This is a genomic window from Shewanella sp. 2_MG-2023 (assembly GCF_030548905.1).
In the GTDB taxonomy this organism is placed as follows: domain Bacteria; phylum Pseudomonadota; class Gammaproteobacteria; order Enterobacterales; family Shewanellaceae; genus Shewanella; species Shewanella electrodiphila.
Window position 1 is genome coordinate 26177 of record NZ_JAUOSO010000019.1, and the last position, 26125, is coordinate 52301.

The 26125-nt window shown below is 40.6% G+C and carries 23 protein-coding genes; 8 read left to right on the forward strand and 15 right to left on the reverse strand.

Annotated features, from left to right (window positions below; translation table 11 throughout):
* Window positions 1–3: 3 nt before the first annotated feature.
* The 10 genes from Q4600_RS17305 to Q4600_RS17350 form a co-directional block, all read right to left on the reverse strand.
* A complete protein-coding gene (locus Q4600_RS17305) occupies window positions 4–483 on the reverse strand; it encodes a TlpA disulfide reductase family protein (protein WP_303517314.1) in 480 nt (159 codons plus the stop codon).
* Between the two features lie 245 nt (window positions 484–728).
* A complete protein-coding gene (locus Q4600_RS17310; protein ID WP_303517315.1) occupies window positions 729–1295 on the reverse strand; it encodes a cytochrome b/b6 domain-containing protein in 567 nt (188 codons plus the stop codon).
* A gap of 214 nt (window positions 1296–1509) precedes the next feature.
* Complete coding sequence (der, locus tag Q4600_RS17315; protein ID WP_303517316.1) at window positions 1510–2976, reverse strand: ribosome biogenesis GTPase Der; 1467 nt, start codon at window positions 2974–2976, stop codon at window positions 1510–1512.
* A 79-nt stretch (window positions 2977–3055) separates the two neighbouring features.
* A complete protein-coding gene (gene bamB, locus Q4600_RS17320) occupies window positions 3056–4243 on the reverse strand; it encodes an outer membrane protein assembly factor BamB (protein ID WP_102528859.1) in 1188 nt (395 codons plus the stop codon).
* Window positions 4244–4255: 12 nt separating this feature from the next.
* The gene (locus tag Q4600_RS17325) at window positions 4256–4876 is read right to left on the reverse strand and encodes a tetratricopeptide repeat protein (RefSeq protein ID WP_229372305.1); all 621 of its coding nucleotides are present in this window, start codon (window positions 4874–4876) and stop codon (window positions 4256–4258) included.
* A 49-nt stretch (window positions 4877–4925) separates the two neighbouring features.
* A complete protein-coding gene (gene hisS / locus Q4600_RS17330) occupies window positions 4926–6200 on the reverse strand; it encodes a histidine--tRNA ligase (RefSeq protein WP_303517317.1) in 1275 nt (424 codons plus the stop codon).
* Between the two features lie 160 nt (window positions 6201–6360).
* The gene (gene ispG, locus Q4600_RS17335) at window positions 6361–7476 is read right to left on the reverse strand and encodes a flavodoxin-dependent (E)-4-hydroxy-3-methylbut-2-enyl-diphosphate synthase (RefSeq protein ID WP_102528862.1); all 1116 of its coding nucleotides are present in this window, start codon (window positions 7474–7476) and stop codon (window positions 6361–6363) included.
* A gap of 38 nt (window positions 7477–7514) precedes the next feature.
* A complete protein-coding gene (locus Q4600_RS17340) occupies window positions 7515–8519 on the reverse strand; it encodes a RodZ domain-containing protein (protein ID WP_102528863.1) in 1005 nt (334 codons plus the stop codon).
* Entirely contained in the window at window positions 8519–9301 is a 783-nt protein-coding gene (pilW, locus tag Q4600_RS17345) for a type IV pilus biogenesis/stability protein PilW (protein ID WP_102528864.1), read from the reverse strand. Before pilW ends, Q4600_RS17340 begins: the two co-directional genes overlap by 1 nt.
* A gap of 35 nt (window positions 9302–9336) precedes the next feature.
* On the reverse strand, window positions 9337–10458 hold the full coding sequence (locus Q4600_RS17350; protein ID WP_102528865.1) for a bifunctional tRNA (adenosine(37)-C2)-methyltransferase TrmG/ribosomal RNA large subunit methyltransferase RlmN: 1122 nt from the start codon (window positions 10456–10458) through the stop codon (window positions 9337–9339).
* A 169-nt stretch (window positions 10459–10627) separates the two neighbouring features.
* On the opposite strand from Q4600_RS17350, the gene Q4600_RS17355 reads away from it, so the two are divergent.
* The 4 genes from Q4600_RS17355 to Q4600_RS17370 all read left to right on the forward strand — a co-directional run bounded on the left by Q4600_RS17355 (window position 10628) and on the right by Q4600_RS17370 (window position 14919).
* The gene (locus Q4600_RS17355; protein ID WP_303517318.1) at window positions 10628–11806 is read left to right on the forward strand and encodes a CNNM domain-containing protein; all 1179 of its coding nucleotides are present in this window, start codon (window positions 10628–10630) and stop codon (window positions 11804–11806) included.
* Window positions 11807–11989: 183 nt separating this feature from the next.
* Window positions 11990–13738 (forward strand): bifunctional UDP-sugar hydrolase/5'-nucleotidase, encoded by a 1749-nt coding sequence (locus Q4600_RS17360; RefSeq protein WP_303517319.1) that lies wholly within the window; start codon window positions 11990–11992, stop codon window positions 13736–13738.
* A 230-nt stretch (window positions 13739–13968) separates the two neighbouring features.
* Window positions 13969–14271, forward strand: coding sequence for an NrfJ (locus Q4600_RS17365; RefSeq protein WP_102528868.1), 303 nt, complete (start codon window positions 13969–13971; stop codon window positions 14269–14271).
* A 138-nt stretch (window positions 14272–14409) separates the two neighbouring features.
* Window positions 14410–14919: a GNAT family N-acetyltransferase gene (locus Q4600_RS17370; RefSeq protein ID WP_303517322.1), complete on the forward strand. Its 510-nt coding sequence runs from the start codon at window positions 14410–14412 to the stop codon at window positions 14917–14919.
* A gap of 31 nt (window positions 14920–14950) precedes the next feature.
* Here the strand turns inward: Q4600_RS17370 and Q4600_RS17375 are convergent, their stop codons facing one another.
* The gene (locus tag Q4600_RS17375) at window positions 14951–15163 is read right to left on the reverse strand and encodes a DUF3820 family protein (RefSeq protein WP_055025682.1); all 213 of its coding nucleotides are present in this window, start codon (window positions 15161–15163) and stop codon (window positions 14951–14953) included.
* Between the two features lie 701 nt (window positions 15164–15864).
* On the opposite strand from Q4600_RS17375, the gene Q4600_RS17380 reads away from it, so the two are divergent.
* From Q4600_RS17380 to Q4600_RS17395, 4 genes are all read left to right on the forward strand, one after another.
* Complete coding sequence (locus tag Q4600_RS17380; RefSeq protein ID WP_102528870.1) at window positions 15865–16611, forward strand: AAA family ATPase; 747 nt, start codon at window positions 15865–15867, stop codon at window positions 16609–16611.
* A complete protein-coding gene (locus tag Q4600_RS17385) occupies window positions 16571–16972 on the forward strand; it encodes a CopG family transcriptional regulator (protein ID WP_303517324.1) in 402 nt (133 codons plus the stop codon). Before Q4600_RS17380 ends, Q4600_RS17385 begins: the two co-directional genes overlap by 41 nt.
* Before the next feature lie 254 nt (window positions 16973–17226).
* Window positions 17227–18051: a M90 family metallopeptidase gene (locus Q4600_RS17390; RefSeq protein WP_303517325.1), complete on the forward strand. Its 825-nt coding sequence runs from the start codon at window positions 17227–17229 to the stop codon at window positions 18049–18051.
* Between the two features lie 46 nt (window positions 18052–18097).
* The gene (locus Q4600_RS17395) at window positions 18098–18574 is read left to right on the forward strand and encodes a nuclear transport factor 2 family protein (protein ID WP_303517326.1); all 477 of its coding nucleotides are present in this window, start codon (window positions 18098–18100) and stop codon (window positions 18572–18574) included.
* 165 nt (window positions 18575–18739) lie between these two features.
* Here the strand turns inward: Q4600_RS17395 and Q4600_RS17400 are convergent, their stop codons facing one another.
* The 4 genes from Q4600_RS17400 to aceB form a co-directional block, all read right to left on the reverse strand.
* Window positions 18740–19648: an alpha/beta hydrolase gene (locus tag Q4600_RS17400; RefSeq protein ID WP_303517328.1), complete on the reverse strand. Its 909-nt coding sequence runs from the start codon at window positions 19646–19648 to the stop codon at window positions 18740–18742.
* 176 nt (window positions 19649–19824) lie between these two features.
* Window positions 19825–21306, reverse strand: coding sequence for an HDOD domain-containing protein (locus tag Q4600_RS17405; RefSeq protein ID WP_303517330.1), 1482 nt, complete (start codon window positions 21304–21306; stop codon window positions 19825–19827).
* A 271-nt stretch (window positions 21307–21577) separates the two neighbouring features.
* On the reverse strand, window positions 21578–22903 hold the full coding sequence (aceA, locus tag Q4600_RS17410; RefSeq protein WP_102528875.1) for an isocitrate lyase: 1326 nt from the start codon (window positions 22901–22903) through the stop codon (window positions 21578–21580).
* Window positions 22904–23023: 120 nt separating this feature from the next.
* On the reverse strand, window positions 23024–24679 hold the full coding sequence (aceB, locus tag Q4600_RS17415; protein ID WP_303517332.1) for a malate synthase A: 1656 nt from the start codon (window positions 24677–24679) through the stop codon (window positions 23024–23026).
* Window positions 24680–26125: the final 1446 nt, after the last annotated feature.

Sequence of the window (26125 nt, forward strand, 5' to 3'; positions counted from 1 at the left end):
GTTTTACTCCTTTAACAACAGTTGAATTTCTTGCTCGTAAGCAGGCTTATTCTTGTCAAAAAAACCAACATGTTTTTGCACTAATTCACCTTGGCGGTTAAACAAATAACTACTTGGCATACCAGGTAAATCAAACTCCCTTGCCACATCCCCTTCTGGATTAAAGCGCAAATTGAAATTAGCGGGGATTTTAGTGAGAAACTCATGGGCTAACTCAGTATCAACATCCAGATTGATAGCAACCACTTCAAAGCCTTGCTGCTGGTATTTGGCCTGCATCTGGTTCATCCAAGGAAAAGACTTTCGACATGGACCGCACCAAGAGGCCCAAAAATCTACATACACCACTTTGCCAGCAAACTCTTGCAAGCTGGTTTCAGTGCCCTCTTTGGTGAGTACAGTATGATCAAGTGAGGGCGCGGCAAATAATGGGCTGCTAAAGGCCAATGTGAGTAACAAACTCGCTAGTAATGATCGCTTCATGGAGTCTCGCTTTGTTAATATTATTTTTTCAGGAGTCATTGATGACTAACTTGTAAGTGATTCAATATAATCCAAGTTAAATCTTCAATCTTAAGGTTTTATTAAGCATTATGACGAATAAGTTTAACAGAGTGTTAGTGCAAGAGGTGTATGGATGACGATGATAGGGATGAATAGACAAAACTATGTTTGATTCATCACAGCACTATGGCTAATGCTGTGATGCTTGATAACCTGCGATTGATTTATCCGCCGATAATTCTCGAGACTAAGCCTTTATCGTGAGTAAATTCTGCCAATAATATCCCGGCTAAATGCAAACTGATAAACGGGATAAAATACCATAAGGCAAGTTTATGCACGGTTTCAGCTTGGTGTTCAATGGACTCTGGGCCAAATTCAATCAACAAACCTGTGCTGACCGATAACCCAATACCCAGATAAAATAACCAATATATCAGAGCTTGAAATTTTTCACGGCCGCTAGCCTGTTTACTGAGTGCGCTAGGGTATTGTAAGCCGCATTTTGCCATGTAGATAAACCGCAGCGACACAAAAACAGCCACCGCATAGCCAAAATAAAGATGCCACTTAAACATCACATTACGAATGCTTTTAGCAATAATGACGGCTTGTTTATCACTGATAAGTAAATCAAGCTGCAATAATCCTTGCTGGATCATCTCAGCCATATGATTTTTTTCCATCCAGCCTAAACGCAGTAAGATGGTTAACAGCATCACCAACATTGACAGCGCAAGCCCCCAATGCAAAAGACGATGGATAGCAGGAAAATGGCGGCGAGTACTCATAAAAACCTCAGTGATTGAAAGTGAATTATGACTATAAGTGGTAAAACTTAACATTCGCTTATGCTAGATCATTTCAAGTTTCACCTTACCAAACCAATAACTGTCAATAACCTCGGTTCAAACTCCTCAGTTCAAACACCAGTAAATCAGAGACATAAAAAAACCTGAATCACTTTGCAGTCATTCAGGTTTTGCTTAACTCACAGAAAATAATTTATTTTTTGCGGCTATTAATGTGGCTCATTGCGCGTTTACGGCGACGCTCTTGACTAATGGTTAGCTTTTCATGGCGGCCTTCAAATGGATTAGCTCCCTCTTGAAAGCGGATCTGAATTGGGGTACCCACAACTTTCAATGAACGACGGAAGTAGTTCATCATGTAGCGCTTGTATGAATCAGGTAACTTACTTACCTGATTACCATGCACCACAACGATTGGTGGGTTATAACCACCAGCATGGGCATACTTAAGCTTCACACGGCGACCATGTACTAATGGTGGCTGATGATCGTCTTGTGACATTTGCATAATGCGCGTCAGCATTGACGTACTCACACGACGTGTCGCACTGTCATACGCTTCTTCAATAGATTCGTACAAGTGACCAACACCAGTTCCGTGTAATGCTGAAATAAAGTGAATACGGGCGAAATCAATAAAGCCTAAACGGCGATCTAATTCACTCTTAACACTTTCTTTAAATGACTGGTCAAGGCCATCCCATTTATTCACAGCAATGACGATTGCGCGGCCCGCATTCAATGCAAAACCAAGCAGACCTAAATCTTGCTCAGAGATACCATCTTGCGCATCAATCACTAACAATACTACGTTAGAATCTTCAACCGCTTTCAACGTTTTAATCACCGAGAACTTCTCGATAACTTCATGTACTTTTGCACGGCGACGAACACCAGCTGTATCGATCAACACATACTCACGACCTTCACGCTCCATTGGAATGTAAATGCTGTCACGAGTTGTACCCGGTGCATCGTAAACCACAACACGTTCTTCACCTAAAATACGGTTAGTCAGTGTTGATTTACCCACGTTAGGCTTGCCAATAATCGCAAGTTTAATCGGTAAGTTTTGTAGACGCTCTTGCTCCGCTTCGGCTTCTTCTTCGGTGTATTCACGAACTTCTTCACCGTCTTCATCAGCATCTTGACGAGTAATACCCATCGCTTCAGCATAAGGAGCCAGTGAATATTCAATCATATTGGTCACGCCGCGGCCTTGCGCAGCTGCCATTTGATAAACTTCACCTAAACCAAGAGACCAAAACTCAGCGCAAGCAGAATCAGCGTCAATACCATCAACTTTGTTGGCAACAACAAAGGTGGTTTTATCACGGCTACGTAAATGTTCTGAAATCGCTAAGTCAGCAGAAGTAAGACCTGCGCGCGCATCAGTTAAGAATAATACGACATCAGCTTCTTCAATCGCAGCAAGCGACTGTTCAGCCATTTTGGTTTCGATCCCTTCTTCAGTGCCATCGATACCACCAGTATCAACCACAATAAATTCGTAACCAGATAAAAACGCACGACCATATTTACGGTCACGTGTTAAACCAGGAAAATCGGCGACAAGCGCATCTCTTGTGCGAGTAAGACGGTTGAATAAAGTTGACTTACCAACATTAGGTCGCCCCACCAGGGCCACTACAGGGATCATGATTTTGCCTCTAAAAACTTTTAAATAAAAAGCCCCCGGAACACACTTCCAGGGGCTCTAATAAGGTTTACTGGTTAATTTATGGCAGGATTACAGTAGCTAGCTTCCCGCTGCGACCTTGCACATAAACTTTGTCTCCAGCCACTACCGGCTGCGAGAATAAACCATCACTATCAACCTCAACTCGACCAGCGACTTCGCCAGTGCTGCGATCGATAAAGTGCAGATAACCTTCAAAGTCACCTACAACAATATAAGAACCAATAACTGCAGGAGAAGTTAAACCACGGTTTGTTAACGTAGTATTACTCCAAAGTTCTAAACCATTTCGTCTATCTACTGAGTAAATACGACTATGGTCATCAACGACATAAAGTCCAACCCCTGCTGCGGCGAGTTCATTAAAGCTTGAGTACTTACGTGTCCAAACAACACGACCCGTTCTAAGCTCCATTGACACCAAGTTACCATTGTAACTTACCGCGTATAAATTATCGCCCAAAATTAACGGTGTCATATCCACATCAGCCATACGAGTAAACTCGTTACCGCCAGTTGGCGTAAACACAGCTTGTTCCCAAGCCACTTGACCGTTATTTTTAACAATAACTGATATTTTACCATCAGCAGTCCCTAAGAAGAAACCGCCTGAGTCATATGCCGCTGAACCTGTACCGCGAAGGGTTAGGTTTGGCAGTTGCATTTCATGAGTCCATAACTTGCTGCCATCTTCAATTGAAAATGACTCAAAGTTGCCATCACTGGTATGCACAGCGACTGAATCTTCAGACACTGTTGGCAATGATAATAATTCGCCGCTTGCAATAGCATGCCAAGCCGTTTCACCAGTTTTAGCATCAAGCGCTACAAGCAATCCTGACTCGCCACCAATAAAGACTTTATTACGGCCAACGGTTACGCCTGCAGCAATACGGGCTTGTCTGGTATTAGCTAGCGCAGTATCTTTAAATTCTGACGCTAAATCTTTACGCCAAGCGACCTTGCCAGTTTCTTGATCGTACGCGATAACAGTACCGTTACGATCAGCCACATAGACGTGACCATAAAAAACAGCAGGTTTAAGTTGTGAGTAGTAATCACCCACACCATTGCCTACGCTGACTTCCCAATTTACCTCAGGAAATACTGTTGCTTGGATTTCAGTTAGTTCTGTTACAACTTCTTCTTCATTATCGCTTGAAGAACAAGCAGATAGCATAGCGACACTTAAGCCCGCAGCTAGCAAGGTTTTGCATAAAGACTTCATTCGGCTAATTCCTTATGCCTTGTTTAAATTGTCTAGCTTCATTTGTAGAGCAGGGCTTGATAACGTGCCGCCATTATCTACCGCTGCTTGATAAGCAGATCTTGCTTTATCCATGTCGCCTTGACGCACTAAGAAGTCGCCTTTTAACTCGTCACGTTGCGCATTGAACGCTTCATCATTCACTTGTTCTAAAGTCGCTAATGCAGTGCCTAAGTTACCTTGCTCAGCTTGAATACGTGATAAACGTATCGTTGCTAAAGATGCTAGTGAAGCACCTGGGTTAGCTGCAATAATTTTAGTGAAGGCTGCTTCAGCTTTATCTAGCTCACCAGCTTCAACAGCCGCTTTAGCAGACATTAGTTCAAGCAATGCTTGATAACCTTGTTGATCATGTTGCTGACCAAAGTCGCTTACTGCAGCCATCACAGCTGTGCTGTCTGTACTATTAGCAGTAATGCTTTGGAATGCTTCAGACGCTGCTTCAGCATTTTCAATTTTTACGTCAGAATAGTAATTCCAACCGTATAATCCACCTAGACCTACTACCGCACCTACAATGATTGAGCTGCCGTAATCTTTCCAGAACTGCTTAATAGCATCTACTTGTTGTTCTTCTGTGCTATAAATATCCACGCGCACTTCCCCTTTCTATTCAGTTCTGTTTATTAGCTATCAGCTAATATTAAAATAATGATTTAATCGTGGTCGCCAAATCGTCTCGGGCAACCAAAAGTTGTTCGTTCTTATTTCTCAATGGCTTAACTGCAACCTGTTGGTTCTCAATTTCGTTCTCACCAATGATTAATGCATACTCAGCACCACTTTTATCAGCACGCTTCATCTGCTTTTTAAAGTTACCGCCACCACAATGACTCATGACTTTAAGCTGTGGCAGGCTTTGACGCAACTCTTGTGCAATTTTAATTGCTTCAACTAAACAGTTTTCACCCATTACTGTGACATAAACGTCAACAACTGGGGCAACATCTTTGTTTAGTTCAAGGGTTTCTAGCAGTAATACAATACGTTCAAGACCCATTGCAAAACCAACTGCTGCCGTATCTTTACCGCCTAATTGGCCGACGAGTCCATCATAACGACCACCTGCTAAAACAGTGCCTTGAGAGCCTAAGCTATCCGTCACCCACTCGAAAACAGTGCGGTTATAGTAATCTAATCCACGAACAAGGCGAGGATTAACTGTGTATTGGATTCCAACAGCGTCTAAGAGTTCACATAAGGTTGAAAAATGTGTTTTCGACTCTTCACCTAAGTACTCCATCAATGCTGGCGCATCGGCTAACAAAGCTTGAACTTGTGGTGATTTTGAATCTAATACACGCAGCGGATTAGAGTACATACGACGCTGTGAGTCTTCATCTAATTGTTCTTTATGTTGCTCAAGAAACGCAATCAGTGCATCACGGTAGGCCGCGCGCTCAGCTGGATCGCCTAACGTATTTAGCTCTAACTTAACGTGTTCAGTAATCCCAAATGATTCCCAAAGACGCGCTGAAAGCATTAATACTTCAGCGTCAATGTCTGCACTTGGAATGCCGTACACTTCAACACCAAACTGGTGGAATTGACGGTAACGACCTTTTTGAGGACGTTCATGGCGGAACATAGGGCCCATGTACCATAAACGCTGCTCTTGGTTATAAAGTAAGCCATGCTCATTACCAGCACGTACGGTAGAAGCTGTACCTTCTGGACGTAAGGTTAAGCTGTCTTCGTTACGATCTGCAAAGGTGTACATTTCTTTTTCAACGATATCGGTCACTTCACCAATTGAACGTTTGAAAAGATCGGTTGATTCAACAATCGGAGTACGAATTTCGCTATAGCCGTATGCGCTCACAGTAGAACGGATAACCGATTCTACTTTTTGCCATAATGGGCTTTGCGTTGGCAGAATGTCATTCATTCCGCGAATTGCTTGGATCTGTTTAGCCACGTTTTGCCTACTTGTGTTAACTCGCCGTCGTATCGTGTTCAAAATAAAATCGTTTTGTTCGATTTAAAATCGATGACCGAGGACTTAAATTAATCTACATGCCTTACACAAAAAAACACCTACCATCGCTGGTAAGGTGTAATTGTTGTCTAAAACAAACTTATTCTGTTGCGTCTTTAATATCGATTCTGTTTTGCATTATCGCTGCTTTCGCACGAATCTTAGCTTCTAACGAATCCACTAAATCATTGTTATCAAAGCGCTCTTTTTGACGTTTCCCGTCATCATAATAACCACTTTTACCATGGCTACCGGTTAAACCAATATCTGAAACTAATGCTTCACCAGGGCCATTTACCACACAGCCAATGATAGAAACATCCATTGCTGTGGTAATGTCTTCAAGGCGCATTTCAAGTGCATTAACAGTGTTGATCACATCAAACTCTTGACGAGAACATGATGGACACGCAATGAAGTTAATACCACGGCTTCTGATACGTAGCGACTTTAAGATATCAAAGCCCACTTTAATTTCTTCAACAGGATCCGCTGCTAACGAAATACGTAAAGTATCACCAATACCTTCAGCCAGTAACATGCCTAAACCAACTGCAGATTTAACCGAACCCGCACGCGCTCCGCCCGCTTCGGTTATGCCTAAATGCAATGGTTGCTTGATTTGTTTGGCCAGTAAACGATATGACTCAACCGCTAAAAACACATCAGAGGCTTTTACGCTGACTTTAAACTGGTCAAAATTAAGACGGTCTAAAATATCCACATGGCGCATTGCTGATTCAAGTAAAGCTTCAGGTGTCGGCTCATGGTATTTATCCATTAGATCTTTTTCTAATGAACCACCGTTTACCCCTATGCGAATTGGAATGTTTTTATCACGCGCACATTCCACAACGTTACGAATGCGTTCTTCATTACCGATATTGCCAGGGTTAATACGTAAACAATCAACCCCATATTCAGCCACTTTAAGTGCGATTCGGTAATCAAAGTGAATGTCTGCAACAAGCGGAACATTGACACTTTGTTTAATCAACTTAAATGCTTCAGCTGCATCCATTGTAGGAACTGAGACACGAACAATGTCTGCACCTACTTTTTCAAGTGCACGAATTTGTGCCACAGTCGCTTCAACGTCAGTCGTTTTGGTGTTCGTCATCGACTGAACTGCGATAGGCGCACCATCACCGATAGGAACATCGCCAACATAAATACGGCTTGAAGGGCGGCGAATAATAGGAGATTCGTTATACATAATCTGTTGCTCTACTGCTTACTTAATTACAATTAACATTACACTCTAGGTAAGGTTAACCTAGCCACACGGCCTTCGGAGAAATCAGCTAAACTGATGTCTTCGCCATTAAATTTAATCGTTACAACTTGCGGGGCACCTAAAATAAGCTTGAACGGTGCAACGCCTTTAGCTTCAACAATTCTGCTTGAACCTTTAACGCCATCAACCAGTGTTTTACCGGTTGCATCAACCACGTTAACCCAACAATCAGCTGTAAAACTCATGCTCAATGCGTCATTTGCAGCTAGTGCATCAGTTTCATTTGAAATCACAAGTTCATTTGAAACTACAGGTTCATTGGCAAGCTCAGTTGCTGCGTCAGAAGTTAATGCACTGGCAGATTGCAAAGTCTCGGCGACATTGTCTTGCGCATTATCCAAGGAGGTTGTCAAAGCTTGAATATTGTTCTCTATATCAGATTCATTCGCTGACGGTTCCACATAAGCCAGTTTAGGGTCAATTTCTGGCTCTAATAAATCTTCAGTTTGATTTACCTCAGTGACACTTGCCGCAGCAACTTCTTCAGCGGTAGGTTTTGATAAATCAATCCCACTGAGTAATGAATCTTTTTGTACCCACCAAACCACTAACAGTGCGAGTAATGCGAAAATGATTAAGTAAGTTACTATCGTTAAACGACTATCACGAGCTTCACGAGTCGTCTTACGAGAAAAACTTTGCATTGCCGCTGTTTCGTCTGGTAATTGTTGGGCAAGACATTGCTGCAAAGCATTAGCATCTGCCTCAACGTATTTGGCATAATTTTTTGCATAGCCGCGCGCATAAGTTGCCGATGCAATATTATCAAAGTTATCGTTTTCAATATCTTCAATGATGCCAGGACGTAAATGTAGCTGTGTTGCTACGGCTTCAACTGATAAGCCTTTTGCTTCACGCGCTGTCCGTAACAGCATCCCAGCGGTTGAGACTTCTTCTAGTAAGTCAATTTGGTCAGCATCATTCCCATCTGTATGGGTGTTTTCGTTTTTATTATTTGTCATTAATGCAAAGTAGCCCTGTATTCTTTCGCTTGTTCTGAAGCAGGATATTTGGCGATTAACGTAATGCCATAGCGTTGAAGCGCTTCATCATCTGCTAACTCACGCGATATTTTAATTCCTAAAGCTAAACTTTCAGGCGTTTGCTGCGCCACACGATGAAACCGCTGTAAATTGGTTTTAGCCGCATCATAATCACTTTCTGCGATAGCTAAATCAATCAGCTCCATCAATGTAGATTGTCTTCTTGGATCGTAACGCAATGCACTTTCAAAGTACTGCTTAGCCTTTTCAGGTTCACCAGCAGAAAGACTGCACACACCTAAATTTTCATAGCTTGATGCGGTGCGGGTATATTCTTTTGCTTCAATCGCATTTTTAAACATGACTTCGGCTTGACTGAATTTATCTTGTTGACATAAAAACACGCCAAAGTTGTTCATCGCATCACCCGTAGCATCGCTGGTGTTAATAGCTTTGCGATAAGATTCTTCTGCGCGTACTACATCATCAACGGTTTGATAGTAATAAGCCATAGCGGTATGCACTGCGCTTAATTGCGGTGCATAATCAACTGCACGATTCAAATTAAACTTTGCCTGTTCCATGTTGCCACGTTTTAAATAGGTCAAACCAAGCTGCATTCTTTCTTTCGCAGCTGAAGTTTTATCCAATGTCCTTTCAGAAACTGGAATATCTGTACCACTATACGTTCTTTCTGTAACACAACCCACTAAAGGTAATGATAAGGCAACAATAAATAAAAACTTCGGCAATCCGTGCATACTTCTTACGCCTATTAATCTATACAAACAAAGAGTTAATCCATTGTGACCGAAATAGCACTTTCTTGCATGCGTTTTTTCGCCATACGTTTAGTTCGGTCACGAATATCACCCGCTAATTGACCGCAAGCAGCATCAATATCGTCTCCGCGAGTCTTACGTACAATTACGGTTAACCCATATTCCATCAATACTTTCGAGAAACGGTCAATCCTAGAATTAGAAGAACGACCATATGGTGACCCAGGGTAAGGGTTAAATGGAATTAAGTTAATTTTACACGGTGTATCTTTCATCAACTTAGCCAGCTCATGTGCTTGGTCTGTGCTGTCGTTGATATGATCTAGCATGACATATTCTACGGTCACGCGACCACGGTTGGCATTTGACTTGGTTAAGTAGCGACGAATACCCGCAAGAAACTCTTCTAATGGGTACTTCTTATTCACTGGCACTAACACATCACGCAATTCATCATTTGGTGCATGAATACTTACTGCAAGTGCAACATCTATCGCATCACCTAACTTATCAAGCGCGGGTACCACACCTGAAGTTGATAATGTTACCCGGCGTTTTGATAAGCTAAAACCAAAATCATCCAGCATGATGTCCATCGCAGGGATGACGTTGGCTAAATTCAATAACGGCTCACCCATGCCCATCATCACAACGTTAGTGATAGGACGGTCACCGGTATCTTTATGGAAACCTAAAAATTCTGATACACGCCAAACTTGGCCGATGATTTCAGCCACGGTCAAGTTACGGTTGAAGCCTTGCTGACCTGTTGAACAGAAAGTACATTCTAGTGCACAGCCTACTTGCGATGATACACACAAAGTCGCTCTGTCTTCTTCAGGTATATAAACCGTTTCAACTTCTTGGCCTTGACCTACATTAATAGCGAACTTAATCGTGCCATCATCTGACTTTTGGAAACTGGCAATTTCTGGCGCAACCACTTCACACTTACGCGATAATTTAGCGCGTAATGCTTTGTTAATGTTGTTCATTTCTTCGAAGTCGCTAACACCAAAGTGATAAAGCCATTTCATCAATTGATCAGCACGGAACGGTTTTTCGCCCATTTCGGTGAATAACGCTCTCATTGCCTTTCGATCAAGATCCAATAAATTGATCTTTTTTTCACTCATGTTGTCTAACCTCAAAAAAACCTAAAACCTGCTAGCGGGCGGCGAATTATACAGATCCTTACAAAATTTCGCCAGTGTCACTGCATTAAAGCTTTGATACTTTCACGACTGTGCTAAAATTTCCGTGGACTAATATTGGTCTGCCATATGGAGGTGTAATTCCACCTTTATGATAACTCTTATCATTATAGTATTTATCGCCATTGCAATCTCATTTCTTTGTAGTGTTTTTGAAGCGGTATTACTGTCTGTTACCCCTAGTTACATTGCCAACTTGGCAAAAACTAATCCAAAAGCTGCAAAACGGCTTGATAAACAGAAACAAAATGTGGAATCACCACTGGTTTCTATTCTGACATTAAACACCATAGCTCACACCGTCGGCGCTGCAGTAGCAGGCGCACAGGCAGCAAAAGTTTTTGGTGATGAAATGCTCGGCGTATTCTCTGGTGTGCTTACCTTCTTGATTTTATTCTTTTCTGAAATTATTCCGAAAACATTAGGTGCAAACTATTGGCGCTCTTTAGCCTCTCCGGTTTCGCTCATTTTAGTGTGGATGGAAAGAGCCACTAAACCGTTGATTTGGATGTCATCACAAGTGACAAAGTTAATGGGTAAAGGCGACGAAGGACAATATATCCGTCAAGAAATGAGTGCGATGGCAGAAATTGGCCGCCAATCAGGTGAGCTAGACAAGCAAGAATCTGCGATTTTAACGCAAATGCTGTCAGTGAAAGAAATGCCAGTATCTGCAATCATGACCCCAAGAACTGTGATGTTCAAATTACCGATACATTTATCTCAAGGTGAATTTGTCACGCAATTCTTAGCTAAGCCTTTTACCCGAATTCCGGTATATCAGGATGACCCAGATAATATTATCGGCTACGTTAACCGTAATAATATCATTCAAGCAGAACGATATACGCCTAAGGAATCTATCGGTGTATTGAAAAAGAACCTGCTAGTGATACCTGAGACGGCTAAGATATTACCGATTTTCGAATTAATGATTAAGCGCAATACCAAAATTGCCATGATTGTTGATGAATATGGTTCTGGTGAAGGTATTGTTACCTTAGAAGATATTGTTGAATCCTTACTAGGCTTGGAGATTGTCGACTCCAATGACCCCGTCACTGATATGCAACAATTAGCTCGTAAGTTATGGAGCACTCGCATGAAGCATAAAGGCATTGTATTGTCTGATGATGGTGAGTTCTCTAAACAAGATACGATGGTCGCTGAACAAGCCAAACAAGGTGCTCAACAAAACAATAAGCCTCTTGTCATGCCTGCCAGTGAACCACTTACTAGAGATAAAAAATCGAGTGATAAAAAGCTGTAAATAAACACGACATGAAATGGCTTTTAGACAAACATTGATTCAAATATAAAGGGAGCATTGCTCCCTTTTTTGACCAACAAATATCTTTACTGCGTACATCACAGGTGAAAACGAACAGAGTCGAGTTTGTAACCTAGCAAGGGGCTCCTACAATCTTTCTCCCTTGTAAATATAGAGGAAATGATGCCGAAAAATTACACGCTATCGCTCGCTCATATCAATGATACCCACTCAAATTTCGAGCCAAGCAAAGTTAAATTTAATTTGTCAGTTGATGACCAAGAGTTTCAAGCTGAAACCAAAACGGGTGGTTATGCTCGCCTCTGTTACCAAATAGAAACTGCCAGAAAAAAAGCCCATGATGACCAACAAGCATTTTTATTTCTTCATGGCGGTGATAGCTTTCAGGGCACGTTATATTTTCGCGAGTTTAAAGGTGCTGCCAATGCGCACTTATTAAATATGTTAAACCCTGATGCCATGGTGTTGGGTAATCATGAAATTGATGCGGGTAACAGTCCGGTTTTAGCCTTCTTAAATCGAATTGAATTTCCACTATTAGCTGGCAATATGGATTTAAGTCAGGAAGTCACCGATAAGGAAGGTCGATTAAAAGACCATCCTATGTTGCTTGATTATGATCCGCAGCTAAAGTGCGCCAAGGTGCTGTTAAAACCTTTCTATGACAAAAAAATTGCCATTGTCGGTATCACCCTTGATCAAATGCCATTAATTGCAAGACCCGACCCCGACACTCACTTTATTAACGCAATTGATACTACAGTCAACACCGTGACTATGTTAAAACAGCAAGGTATTGATCACATTGTCATATTAAGCCACTTAGGGCTGGACCAAGACCGTGAGTTAGCCGAAAAAGTTGACGGGATAAGTGTTATTGTTGGCGGTCACTCTCACACACTGCAAGGCAATTTTAGTGACTTAGGCTTAAGCCACACCGAATACGCAGAAGTGATAAATAACACCCCTATCATTCACGCTAGTAAATATGCGGAAGTGTTGGGGCTTGCTGAAATAGAGTTTGACGTTCAAGGCAAGTGTACTGCCATTAATGGCGATAACTACTTTATGCTCGATGAGCAGGTGGAAGTTTCATTAATCCCAAATGAGGCGAACGCGGCTAAGCAAATCACGCCAGAACAGATTGCCAAAGTGACCAAGCAGTTACAATCCCACTCTGGCGTATTAGGCGATGAAGCTAATCAAGCAGTACACGACACTATTATGCGAGATTATCGCCCTGCGTTAAACGCCCTCGAAGAGCAAGTACTCGCCCATATTCCACGAGATTTGATCCACACTCGACTGCCCAGCAAGCACTTCCCCCATGGCAGTGAAATCGCGCCTTGGGTATGCCGTAGTATGTATAAAGCCACTAAATTATCTGAGCCAGAATTAGACTTTGCATTACATAATGCAGGCGGCGTAAGGCAATCATTAAATAAAGGTAACTTATCCGTCGCTGATGTACTCGGGCGAATATTACCGTTTGAGCTGCCTTTAGTTAAATACCAAATCCAAGGCCAATACTTATATCAAGTGCTAGAGTCGTCGATTAATGCTGCCACTAACAATGGCGTCACTGGCACAGGTGCTGGCAGCTTTCCGTATACTTATGGGATTAGATACTTCTACGATGGGAAGTTAGAAAAAAATCAACGCATTACCCTTATCGAAGAATATCGACAAGGGCAATGGAGTGAGATAGACAAAGATAAGCTGTATATCGGCGTTTCAAGTGCATACACCGCCGCAGGAAAAGAAGGTTATGACGCATTACTCAAGGCGCACTGGCAACAAGATTTGCACACCATGACCTTGCCAGAAGCCTTTGTCGATTTTGTATCTCAACATGGCAATTTAATTGAAAACCCATTACAACCTAATGTGTATTATATTAGCCATCGATAAAATACAGCCTTAGATTGAACCATTAAAAATTAAGCTTAACTAAAAATAGAGATGCATAAGAAAAACGATACATTAGCCAAGATTAATATTATTTATGATAATGTAGACTTCACAAATCTGCAGCTGATCACAGACCCTGTGCTAGCTTCATGATTTAATAATGTATCTTTATGTGGATTCATGACTTGAATCATTGCAAATATTAGCCTAATCAAATAGGAAACAATTTCATGAAAGCAAAATTAATCAAATTAGCAGCGGCTGCAACATTAGCATTAGGTGTTTCTTCAGCTTGGGCTGCTGGTATCATGCACCAAGGCGAAGTATTAGACACAATGAACAGCGGTGGCTACACCTACGTACAAGTTAAAGGTGAAGACAAAACTTTCTGGGCTGCTGGCCCACAAGTTGACATTACTAAAGGCGACACTGTTAGCATGAACGAGCAAATGTGGATGAATGATTTCACCAGCAGCACGCTAAACAAAACCTTTGAAGAATTATTATTTGTAGGCAAAATCGAGAAAAAATAACTCGCTTTAGTTTCAAATAAACGCATAATCGGCTAATTATCATTAGTCGATTTTTTTTGGTTAAATGTTCCAGTGGATCATTGATAATGACATTTAAACCTTGTGATAATTTTATGAACTCAACATCCGAATCTACCTATGAGTAATCTTTTTTCCATTGTTCAGTTTAAGCCAAAGTTTGCTGAAAAAGTCAGTCAATTAGTTCACCTTAGTGTTCAGCACATTGACCATCCTCGCTATAGCCATGAGCAATTAAACGCATGGTCAACAGCCCCTCGTTCAAGAAAACACTGGCAACTGAGATTACAGCGCAGTCAAAGCTGGGTAATGCTCAGCGATACTCAACAAAGCGAAACAGAGGATGTCGTGGGGGTTATCAATGTGGAAACCGATTTTCATCATCAAGGCTACATTGATAGTCTTTATATATCACCATTGTTACAGCGACAAGGGTTGGCAAATCGGCTTTATCAAACTCTGGAATTATGGGCTCAAGCACAAGGCTATACATCACTGAGTGTCGATGCATCTTACTTATCGAAAGGCTTTTTCCTTAAGCAAGGTTTTAAACAAATACAGCCAAGCTATCAAATCACTAAAGACCAAGTCATTAATGGCTTTTATATGACCAAAAGCCTGCTGAAATAATTTAATACTCAACTAACATAAAACGACAAACTCACTTTTTAAGTAATGGCTGCAGCATTTCTTCTAGGCCATTCAATTTCACTTCATACATTAACGCTAACTGCTCGCCCAATTTCCCCTCAGGAAAACCTTTGCTATGAAACCAGACTAAATAAGGTTCCGGTAATTCCAATAGTTTTCTGCCAGCATACTTACCAAATGGCATTTTTTGATTAATTGCTTCTAAAAGTAGTGCTTCATTCATCTAGATTATATTCCAACATTTTTTATCACATTATACTTTGACTATATTTATTTGGCTTGATAATCGCCAATAAAATAGATTAACTCATCCTACAGCTTAGAGATTCTCGAAAATATATATGAGCTAGTATCGATTTGAGCAAGTATCGATTTGAAAAAATACAGCTTTGAATTAGCACAGCTTTGAGCTAATACAGCTCAGGTTTACTGCAACAAACTCACTAAATTATTGCTGTTTGGTTAACGCTAAACAAGCTACATGAGAAGATCCACATTAATAACTGCATTTTTATCTCCATTTTAAATATAACATTTAGAAATATAAACTAACCCTATAATACTTTTTAGCTATTAAATAAGCTTGTTCGCCTATCCATTTTTCTGTGTAATTGAATCACACAATGACAGCGTCAATGTTTTAACGCCCTAAACCACTCAATATCAACCAATTCACCTAACCAACTTTGGCTAAAAACCAATCAGTCAAAAAGCCGCCAATAATGCTGACAAGTCAAAAAGACACCAGCGAGTCAAAACGGCCTTATCGTCAATTTACCGCCAATTGACCTGTTACAACTCACCACATAAAGTTAATAGCATAAAGGTTAAATGTTACTTAAGGTTTAATCGAAAGTTTGACTAAGTATTACTGCAACGAGTGTTTATAAAGTGGTTCTCGTTGCCCCATCAGGAGATGTAAAGATGATCATATTAGTCGGTGGAGAAAAAGGCGGTAGTGGCAAAAGTTGCCTTGCACAAAATGTCGCTGTATTTCTCGCAAAAGATGCTAAAGCAAGCATTATCATGGTTGATTGTGACCCACAAAGAACCACGTCAGACTGGATCCAAGCAAGAAACAATAATCCTGAACTTCCTGCCATTAATTGCGTGCAATTATACGGAAAAATACGCAACGACTTACTTAGTCTCGAGCAACATTATGATTACGTCATTGTCGATTGCGGCGGACAAGATAACTTAGCCCTTCGTGCGACACTTTCAGTGGCATCACATGCCTTAATGCCATTACGCCCTAAACGTCGTGATTTAAAGACCGTTGAACACATGGACGATATCATCGCAACTTGTAAGATGATTAACCCTAAAATGAAAGCTTCATTTGTTATCACCCAGTGCCCAAGTTTACCTAATCAAGCCGGTCGAATTTTTGAAGCAAAAGAAGTGTGCAACACTTTCGATATCAACGTGCTTGAAGCAATCACTTACAGCCGAAACATTTACGATGACAGTGAAGAATCTGGTTTGTCAGTCATTGAAATAGACCCTAGCGGAAAAGCAGCTAACGAAATTCGCAATATTGCCTGCGAATTGCTGGAAGTTGAGAATGCAGAACAACTTATCCAACAACGTAATGATGCCGGAAACGTTACGCAGCTGAGGGGGACTTATGGGGCTAGCAGATCTCAAGAAAAACGTTACGCCATGTAAAGCACAATTTTCGCCGCAGATGTCGGTTGATGACTTTATTGAAGCAGCAAACTTGTATGCCATGGGGAAACCACAGCGTCATACTCTTTCGCACGATGATTCTAATAAACACGCAATGGAACAATTATTTGCGTTAACCGAAGCCAATGAACCGCTAAATGCAGATTCAAGCAAAGGGAAACCAAAGCCGTTCAGAAAAGCCACATTTACATTAAGTGAAGCAGCAATTGAGCAATTAACCGCCATGAGCTTGAGTAGTCATTCAGCTAAATCTAAATTGATCAGACAACTGATCCAGCAACACTTTTTGTTATCAGAGCAAGAACAACGAGCAATTGAAACTGACATAAACATCAAATAGTCAGCAAATTAAAGGAATCTACATTTAAAAAATAAACTGAAAATACTAGGAATTTACCCAATAATTAATTTGAGTAACGCACTAAAAAAATAAAAATCCCTCCCCCCTCTTTGCTGGCATCAACTTTTGTTGATTGCCAGTTTTTTTATGACTAATTTACACTAGCTTTATTAGCTATATCTAAACTTACCCTTGAAAATCATACTTAGTCGCCCAATAACCTATTTAAGCTTATTACTTATTAACGAGGGCATATGTTTGCACTATTGGCTTTGATCATTGTTTCAATTATTGCCATTGGCCTTATTGTGTCCAAGCCAATGCGAACTCAGCGTCATAGAGAAAAAATAACGCTGCAACCATTTCCTAAAGCGTGGCGAAACATACTTAAGCGTCGATTCCCTTATTTCAAAGCGATGCCAACCGATCTTCAACTGCAACTTAAAAAACACATTCAAGTGTTTATTGCAGAAAAGGAATTTGTTGGCTGTGACGGCTTTGAGATTACAGATGAAGTCAAAGTCACCATTGCGGCTCAGGCATGCTTACTACTACTCAATCGTAAAACGAACTTTTACCCAAAACTGAAACCGATTTTAGTATATCCATATGCCTTTATTGTCGAGAAAAGAGGCACTGACTTTGCTGGAGTTGAATCTAATCAACGTAATGTTTTACTCGGTGAATCATGGGGGAATGGAAAAATTATATTATCCTGGAAAAGCACTCTTGATGGTGCCGCTGATCCATTTGATGGTCAAAATGTCGTGATTCATGAATTCGCACATCAACTTGATCAAGAAAATGGCCAAGCGAACGGTGCGCCACCTTTGCGAGACATTACAAATTATTCAACCTGGTCGAAGGTGTTAGGTCAGGAGTTTGAAAACCTACAACACTGTGCAAAACAACAAGTCCCCTCATTGTTTAACTATTATGGCGCGACTAACCCTGCTGAGTTTTTTGCCGTTATTAGCGAGACCTTCTTTGAAAAACCCCATGAATTTTACCAACGACACAATTTGCTTTATAAAGAGTTAAGCCAGTTTTATCAGCTTGACCCCATCAACTGGCACTAGTGCCATACTGAGTTGATTTAGTATAAAAATACAACAAGGAATTTCCATGCAAAAAGCGCTTCTTACCTTTCTATTAACCAGCAGTTTATGGGTAATGTCATCACTTCCAGCAAAAGCCAATGACACGATTTCAGTTGAGTCGAGACAGCAAGCCGATACTTTATTAGATAAACTCCATCAAGATGCCAGTGATGCTAATTGGGATAGCTACTTTTCACTTTATGATGAGAAAGCCGTTTTTCTTGGTACCGATGCGACTGAGCGGTGGGATATGAGCCAGTTTGCAGGTTATGCAAGACCCACTGATGGATGGCACTATGAGGTCAAATCTCGCCAGTTATTACAATTTGACAATACCATCGTATTTGATGAGTTACTGCATAGTGCAAGTTACGGTTTATGCCGCGGTACAGGTGCATTGCAACTCACTGAAAATGGTTGGAAAATTGTGCAATACCACTTAAGCATTGCTATCCCTAATGAAAATGCTAAAGCCGTAGCCAAGCTTATAGGGGCAGGATAATAGGAGTAGATTAATAGTTGCTGGTTAATAAGCCCAGAATACTATTTGTCATGATGGCCAATGGCATTAACCCGTTGGCCATCATTATTGGCAGTTTTGTTAATAGCCTTAGTTTACGGCTTTAATTTATAGCTTTAGTTAATAGCCTTAGTTTATAGCTTGGGCTTATTCTGCACTATAAAACTGCTTAGCAATGATACGTACTATCTCGTTTTTTAACCATTCAGGCCCATAATCATTCATATCGTTGTGTCTGGCTTTTTCAATCGTGACTACAGAAATATTTGCTGCATCTTCATCAACGCCAGGAAGCACACCTTCATCTGCAGGATAATCACTTGCTCGTATAGATAACACTTCAATATCAGGACTTCTTGGCAGAGCCACTCTGCGATGATCTAACGTAATAATACGAGCAATATATTGCACCTGTTTATTTGTGCTTTTGTTTGCCCCTGCACCATTTAGCTTTGATTTGTTGCTAACAACACCGTAATCAGCTAACCAAGCTGAAATATCGCCGCCATTAGAGTGACCCACCAGGGTGATATGATTAAAGTCATAGTTTGCATAATGATGAGCTTCAGCATGAAGCTCATCTCCGCTAAAGTACTCGTGAATGAAATCCAAAGTATTTGCGCCGCGCTGCCAATTTTCAGATCGTGTTTCCATAAATGGCTGAATACCTGATAACGAAGGATCTGACGGTAGCTCATGACGAACCGCAATAACTAGCGTGCCATGTTGCTGAAAGAAATGGCTAATGAATTGATAATCAGTATGCAACAATCCATACCCAGAACTTAGAATAACCACAGAGCATGGTTTATCTGGCGTACAAGCGAACTTAGATGAAGGATGATATAACTCAACAGGAATTAATCTATTTCGAGCAGTATCCATTATCTCAAGTGCTTGAGAAGCTTGTGGTGGATTAAGCGTTAATTCAGATGCTGAAGCGGTGAGGCTAAATGAGGTAATAAGGCTGCACAATAAGCTGCAGCACACTAGAAAACGGTAAAGAGTTGAACGACGACAAAAGGAATTAAAGCCATTATTTGAAAGCATTTTCATGTTTAAAACTAACCTCGTGTGTAAAATCAAGCTCATCTGTAAAACTAAGTTCGTGTGTAAAATCAAGCTCATGTTTAAACAGTTTCACAACAGCAATCCCCATCAAAAGAACAACCACTGTAGGTAAAATGCGTAAAACACAAGCCTGTTGATATGTGAGTTTAAGTGAATATTTGTTACTTTACCGTAAGCCCAAAGCAAAGATTGGCCAATTGAGTTAAATGACAAAAGCTATCAAAATCTTGTTGAGTAAGCTGCCTTGCAGAAAATTGTTTGTCCGCATAAAACAAACCAATCGCTTTATCATTAACGACAATGGGCGCAACCATAAAACCATGTTTAAACTGGCTTAAGTCAAAATCTGAACCAATAAAAGCATCCATATCAGCAGGTGCTCTTTCATCAAACTCTTGCAACCACTTCGCCTTTTTACTGTTTATGCTTTGCAAAAATGGATTACTGTCGCCTGACATTTCAATTAAAAGTTGTTGCTTGAATTTATCCGCATCATCACCAAAAGCAATCCGTGGTGATAGTTGTTTTCGATTAGGAGACAGTAACATCACTGCGCAGCGATCAACTCCTACACCGTCTAAAACCCCTTCTAAAGTTGTTTGCACAACTTGATTAAAATCGGCTTTGTGAATCGCAAACTCTGTCAGCTCACGTAATTTTTTCAGCTGAAGAACCAAATTAGCTTCTCTAAACTGCTGCAAAGGTTCAGGCTTATCTAATGTCGATATTATTTCTGCGGTATCTGGCAAGTGTTGAACAAGTTCAATGGCACCATAATCTTCAGCTAAACGTATCGTTGCTTCAGCACAGCGACTCAGTCGCGCTTTACATTGCTCTAAACTGATATTTTGAATTTCAGCAGCGGCAGTTAATAATTCATTTAGCTTTTCAGCATTTACATGGGGCTGATTCAAAGCATCTGTAATTTCGTTAGCTAAAAATATACTGCGAATTTCAGGCATTCTTTCATCAGGGTGTGACAAAGATGTGGTGAGCACATCCCCTAAGCCCCAAGCTCTAGCAATGCTTTGCGTTAACTGCGAGAACGAGGTACCAAGTTTTTCCCTGACGATAACTTTCTGCTGCTTGGGCGAATCACACGCTAATAAGGCTTGGTCTAAATGATCAACAAAATCACCGCCAATACTCCAAAAAGCACTTTCACCGATTCGATATAATAAAGAGGCGATAAACACCTCTTCACGCAAGGCTTCATCATAATCTTTGAGCATCACTCTCGAAATCATTGCCGATTGAAATGAGTGCGCCATCAATTTGATTAAACGCTGATAAACAGATTCGGAAAGGTTATGATTTTCTAAAAGACTCGTTAGCAGTTTGGCGGTAATGCAGATATTACGAATGGTATCAAAGCCGAGCACAACTGCTGCACGGCTAACAGTAGTCACATGGCTAGTACCTTTATTATAAATAGCACTATTGGCAACCCGTAAAATACGCGTGGTTAAGGCATTATCGTGCATAACACTTCGACCAAGAGACGCTAATGAAGACACATCATCCTTAGCAAGTTTCTCTAAGTCTCTAATAGTGGAACATAAAGCAGGCATTTCTTGATCACTAATACGTTTAGTCCAGTAATCGACACCTTTTGTTATGGGTAGTGAGGTTTTCAAGTACATACTCATCAATTATGACAGTATTTTTACTATAACCTTTTAATAACAATAAACTCATTATTTTTTGCAAAAAAAAACGGCTCCGAAGAGCCGCAACACAAGCGAATGGTTGAAAACTTACTGGGTAGGAAGTTAAAAATCCTCGCATTAAGAACCACTGCTAGCTTTCGCTAATATTCCGAATACTGGATAAAAACCCGATGAAACCTGTAGGTGAGTAACACCGGGGTAAATCAGCTGCAAAGCAGCTAAACTGTTACAAAGTTAAAAACGATTAAAACTGTTCTTCTTCAGTAGAGCCTGTTAACGCTGTCACTGATGACTTACCGCCTTGAATACAAGTAGTGACTTGGTCAAAGTAACCAGTACCCACTTCTTGCTGATGCGATACGAATGTGTAGCCTTTTTCAGCTGCTGCAAATTCAACTTCTTGTACTTTTTCAACATAGTGCTTCATACCTTCACCACGTGCATAGTCATAAGCTAAATCGAACATGTTGTACCACATGTTATGAATGCCCGCTAACGTAATGAACTGGTACTTGTAGCCCATGTTCGAAAGTTCTTGTTGGAACTTCGCAATCGTTGCATCGTCCAAGTTCTTCTTCCAGTTAAATGAAGGTGAACAGTTATAAGCTAGTAATTGATCTGGGTACTGTGCATGAATTGCATCAGCAAATTTCTTTGCTTCTTCAAGACATGGTTTAGCCGTTTCACACCAAATCAAATCAGCATAAGGTGCGTAAGCTAGGCCGCGTGAAATAGCTTGGTCGATACCCGCATTAACACGGTAAAAGCCTTCTTCAGTTCGCTCACCAGTGACAAAATCACGGTCATAAGCATCACAGTCAGATGTCATTAAATCAGCTGCGTTAGCATCGGTACGTGCAATTACCAGTGTTTCAACACCGCTTACATCAGCCGCTAAACGTGCAGCAACTAACTTTTGAACCGCTTCTTGTGTAGGGACTAATACTTTACCGCCCATGTGACCACATTTTTTAACTGACGCTAACTGGTCTTCAAAATGAACACCCGCAGCGCCGGCATCAATCATTGATTTCATTAGCTCAAATGCATTCAGTACGCCACCAAAACCAGCTTCTGCATCAGCAACAATCGGTAAGAAATAATCTGTGTAATTTTCATCACCTGGATTCACTTCTTTGCCCCACTGAATTTGGTCAGCACGACGGAATGAATTATTAATACGTCCCACTACAGCAGGTACTGAGTTTGCAGGGTATAAAGACTGATCTGGGTACATAGTGCCCGCTAAGTTAGCATCAGCTGCTACCTGCCAACCTGAAAGATAAATCGCTTCAATACCCGCTTTAGCTTGTTGTACTGCTTGACCACCTGTTAATGCGCCTAAAGAGTTCACATAACCTTTCTTTGCACCGCCATTAATTAGGCTCCAAAGTTTTTCAGCACCACGCTGTGCGATGGTATTCTCAGGCACAACCGAACCACGTAACTTGACGACTTCTTCTGCAGTAAACGGACGCTTAACACCTTTCCAACGTGGGTTTTCAGCCCAATCCTTCTTAATCGCATCAATCTGTTCTTGACGAGTTAGTTGCTTATTAGTGTTAGACATAGTGTTACTCCTTCCTGTGTAATTCGTTTTGTTATGCTATTTAATGTCGGTATTCACACCCCAATGTGTCATACCATTTCTATCTATTAAGCTTGTTACAGCTTGTTGAACTCTTTAAAACTAAGCAGTTAGTAGCTCGTAACCTGGTAAAGTTAAGAAATCAACCAGCTCATCTGAAGTGGTAATTTCATCAAACAAACCCGCCGCTTGATTAAACTTACCTTGGTTAAAACTTTCGCTGCCAAGCTCTTGCTCTACTGTGCCAAGCTCTTCGCTGAGCATGCTTTTGAACAATGCTTTTGTGACTAACTTTCCGTTTGATAATGATTTTTCGTGTTGAATCCATTGCCAAATAGAAGTACGTGAAATTTCTGCGGTTGCTGCATCTTCCATTAAGCCGTAAATCGGCACACAGCCATTACCTTGGATCCATGCTTCAATGTATTGCAGCGCGATTCGAATATTTAAGCGCATCCCAGCTTCTGTTCGCTCACCAGCACAAGGTGCTAGTAGCTCATCAGCTAAAATGGGTGCATCAACATCACGAGTAATATGTAATTGGTTAGTACCAGTACCTATGTAGTCGTTAAAGATGGTCATTGCAGTATCAGCAAGACCTGGATGTGCAACCCAAGTGCCATCATGACCATTGCGAGCCTCTAGCTCCTTATCGCCTTTAACCTTTTGTAAGATGATTTCATTTTCTTCAGCTGTTTTAGCCGGAATTAATGCCGCCATGCCGCCCATCGCTAATGCGCCACGTTTATGACAAGTCTTAATCAGTAAGCGTGAATAGGCACTTAAGAAAGGCGTATCCATGGTCACAGCTTGTCTATCGGGTAAAACACGATCGGCATGTTTATTAAGTGTTTTGATATAACTAAAGATGTAATCCCAACGTCCACAGTTCAAAGCCACAATATTTGAACGAAGTTCGTAGAGGATTTCGTCCATCTCGAACACCGCAGGCAATGTTTCAATCAAACAAGTACATTTGATGGTGCCAGGCTTTAAACAAAAACGTTCTTCAACAAAAGCGAATACTTTTGCCCACCAGCGAGCCTCAACATGGCTTTCAAGTTTTGGGATATAGAAATAAGGGCCACTACCTTTAGCTAATAACTGGTGGTAGTTGTGATAAAAGTACATTGCGAAATCAAATAATCCACCAGGGATAGCTTCGCCTTTAAATTCAACATGTTTCTCTTTTAAATGCAGACCACGAACGCGGCAAATTAATACAGCTGGATCTTCATCTAAGGTGTAATGCTTACCCGTGTTTTCTGCTGTAAAACTGATATCGCCTCGAACAGCATCACGTAGGTTAATTTGACCTTGAACCACCTTTTCCCAACTAGGTGCTAATGAATCTTCAAAATCTGCCATGAATACTTTCACGTTGGCGTTCAGGGCATTAATAATCATTTTACGATCTACAGGACCGGTAATTTCCACTCTACGGTCAGTGAGATCTTCTGGCATGCCACGAATGCTCCACTCACCATCACGAATAGCGCGAGTTTCTGGCAAAAAATCTGGAAGCTCACCATTATCAATGCGTTGCTGCTTTTGTTTACGCTTAATCAGCAGCTCAGGTACTTCTTCATTAAACTCTTCACACAGCGCAGCAAGTAAAGAAAGCGCGCCATCATTAAAGATTGTTTCTTGGCCAGGGACCTTTGGACCAATTAACGCAAGTTCTGCGCTTGTTGGTAATTCAGTATCAGCACTTGGCTGCGATTTAGCATATTTAGCCACTAATTGTTCTGCTGTCATATTAAGCCCCTTGAGCATAAGTCAGTTTTAAAAAGAGAGAAGCCTGCACATTAAGCATGACTTTATAGATGAAAGCGGGTTGCGCTCTATTTCTCTATCTCCAAAACAAACCTGCCAAAATTTAACCACCAAATGTTTGTTTCGTACTAAAACCTAACCAGAAACGTTTGCATTTGCAACAGCTTAAAATGACCTAAAAACAATCAAAAACATGAAGATAAATTGGTATTACCAAGCCACACAAACACCCAAGCACATGTTTTAACTAAACTTTTAAATAAAACAAACTTTTAACATAATCTTAATGGTAAATTGTCTTACAACTTAACCAGACGTCACAAAAGGTAATTTAAAAGGTAATAAAGAAACATAGTGTAAATTTTAATTTACTTAAATTTTATGTATTTATACCAAAGTAGAATCAAGCTTTTGTTTTGAACTAACCTAAAGGTAAAGCAACCTAACTGATTAAAAACAATGACATAGATAAAGCTCCTTCAAAAGTGGATTCAAACAATCGTTTTAAGTTGACGTTTACGTTAACGAAATGACAATAGTAGAATAATTACTCTAGAGCTTGACCGATGTTGCCCGATCAACATCACAGAATTTCTTGGTTTCAATGAAAATAAATCGATTTTTTTTATTAAAAAGTAAAAAAACTGTCATTTTTCGATTTTTGAGCTGAAAAACCATCAAAGACACCGCAGTGACTAGAAGGATTAACTACACGCTTCAACCATATAATCCCCCTCAACTTATGACTTAGGAGAATATGAGGCTAATTCAGAGGGCGTATGATTTACTAAAGCGTTAATTGAAGCGTTAATTGAAGCGTTAGTTGAAGACTTAGTGCAGGGGGTAGCAAACATGATGGGAATAATCAGACATTAATAGCTAGCCTGCATATGGATGAGCGAACACAGCTAGCGGTTGTAACCGAGCTTTCATGATCAACAATGAGTAAATTAGTGGTCAAATAAATAGTTAAATGAATAGTTAAATGAATAGTTAAAGAAATAGCCAAATGATAATTCACAGCTATTGTTTTGAATGCATACAACAGCAAGCCCCCAAGCGAAAGCATTGAAAGGCAATACTCTGAATACTTGCGCCTTAGATTGAGTGACTGATTGATCAGGTGTGTGATTGATTGAGTGATTAAGTAATTGAGTAATTGAGTGAGTGAGTGAGTGAGTGAGTGAGTGAGTGAGTGAGTGAGTACGAACCATAGTCCTCTGACAGGCACAAAGCACACAATACTAACCACAAGAATCTATACACAAGAATCTATACACAAGAATCAAAAGTCTGGAATCAAGAAATAGGCAGCAACAAGAAAGTATTAAGGTAAGTAATGCAGTCACAGCCAACGCCGCCACAATAAAAACGATAGATAGCGGTGCGAATAACTAGCATTAAGAATAGAAATAATTGAAACAGCTA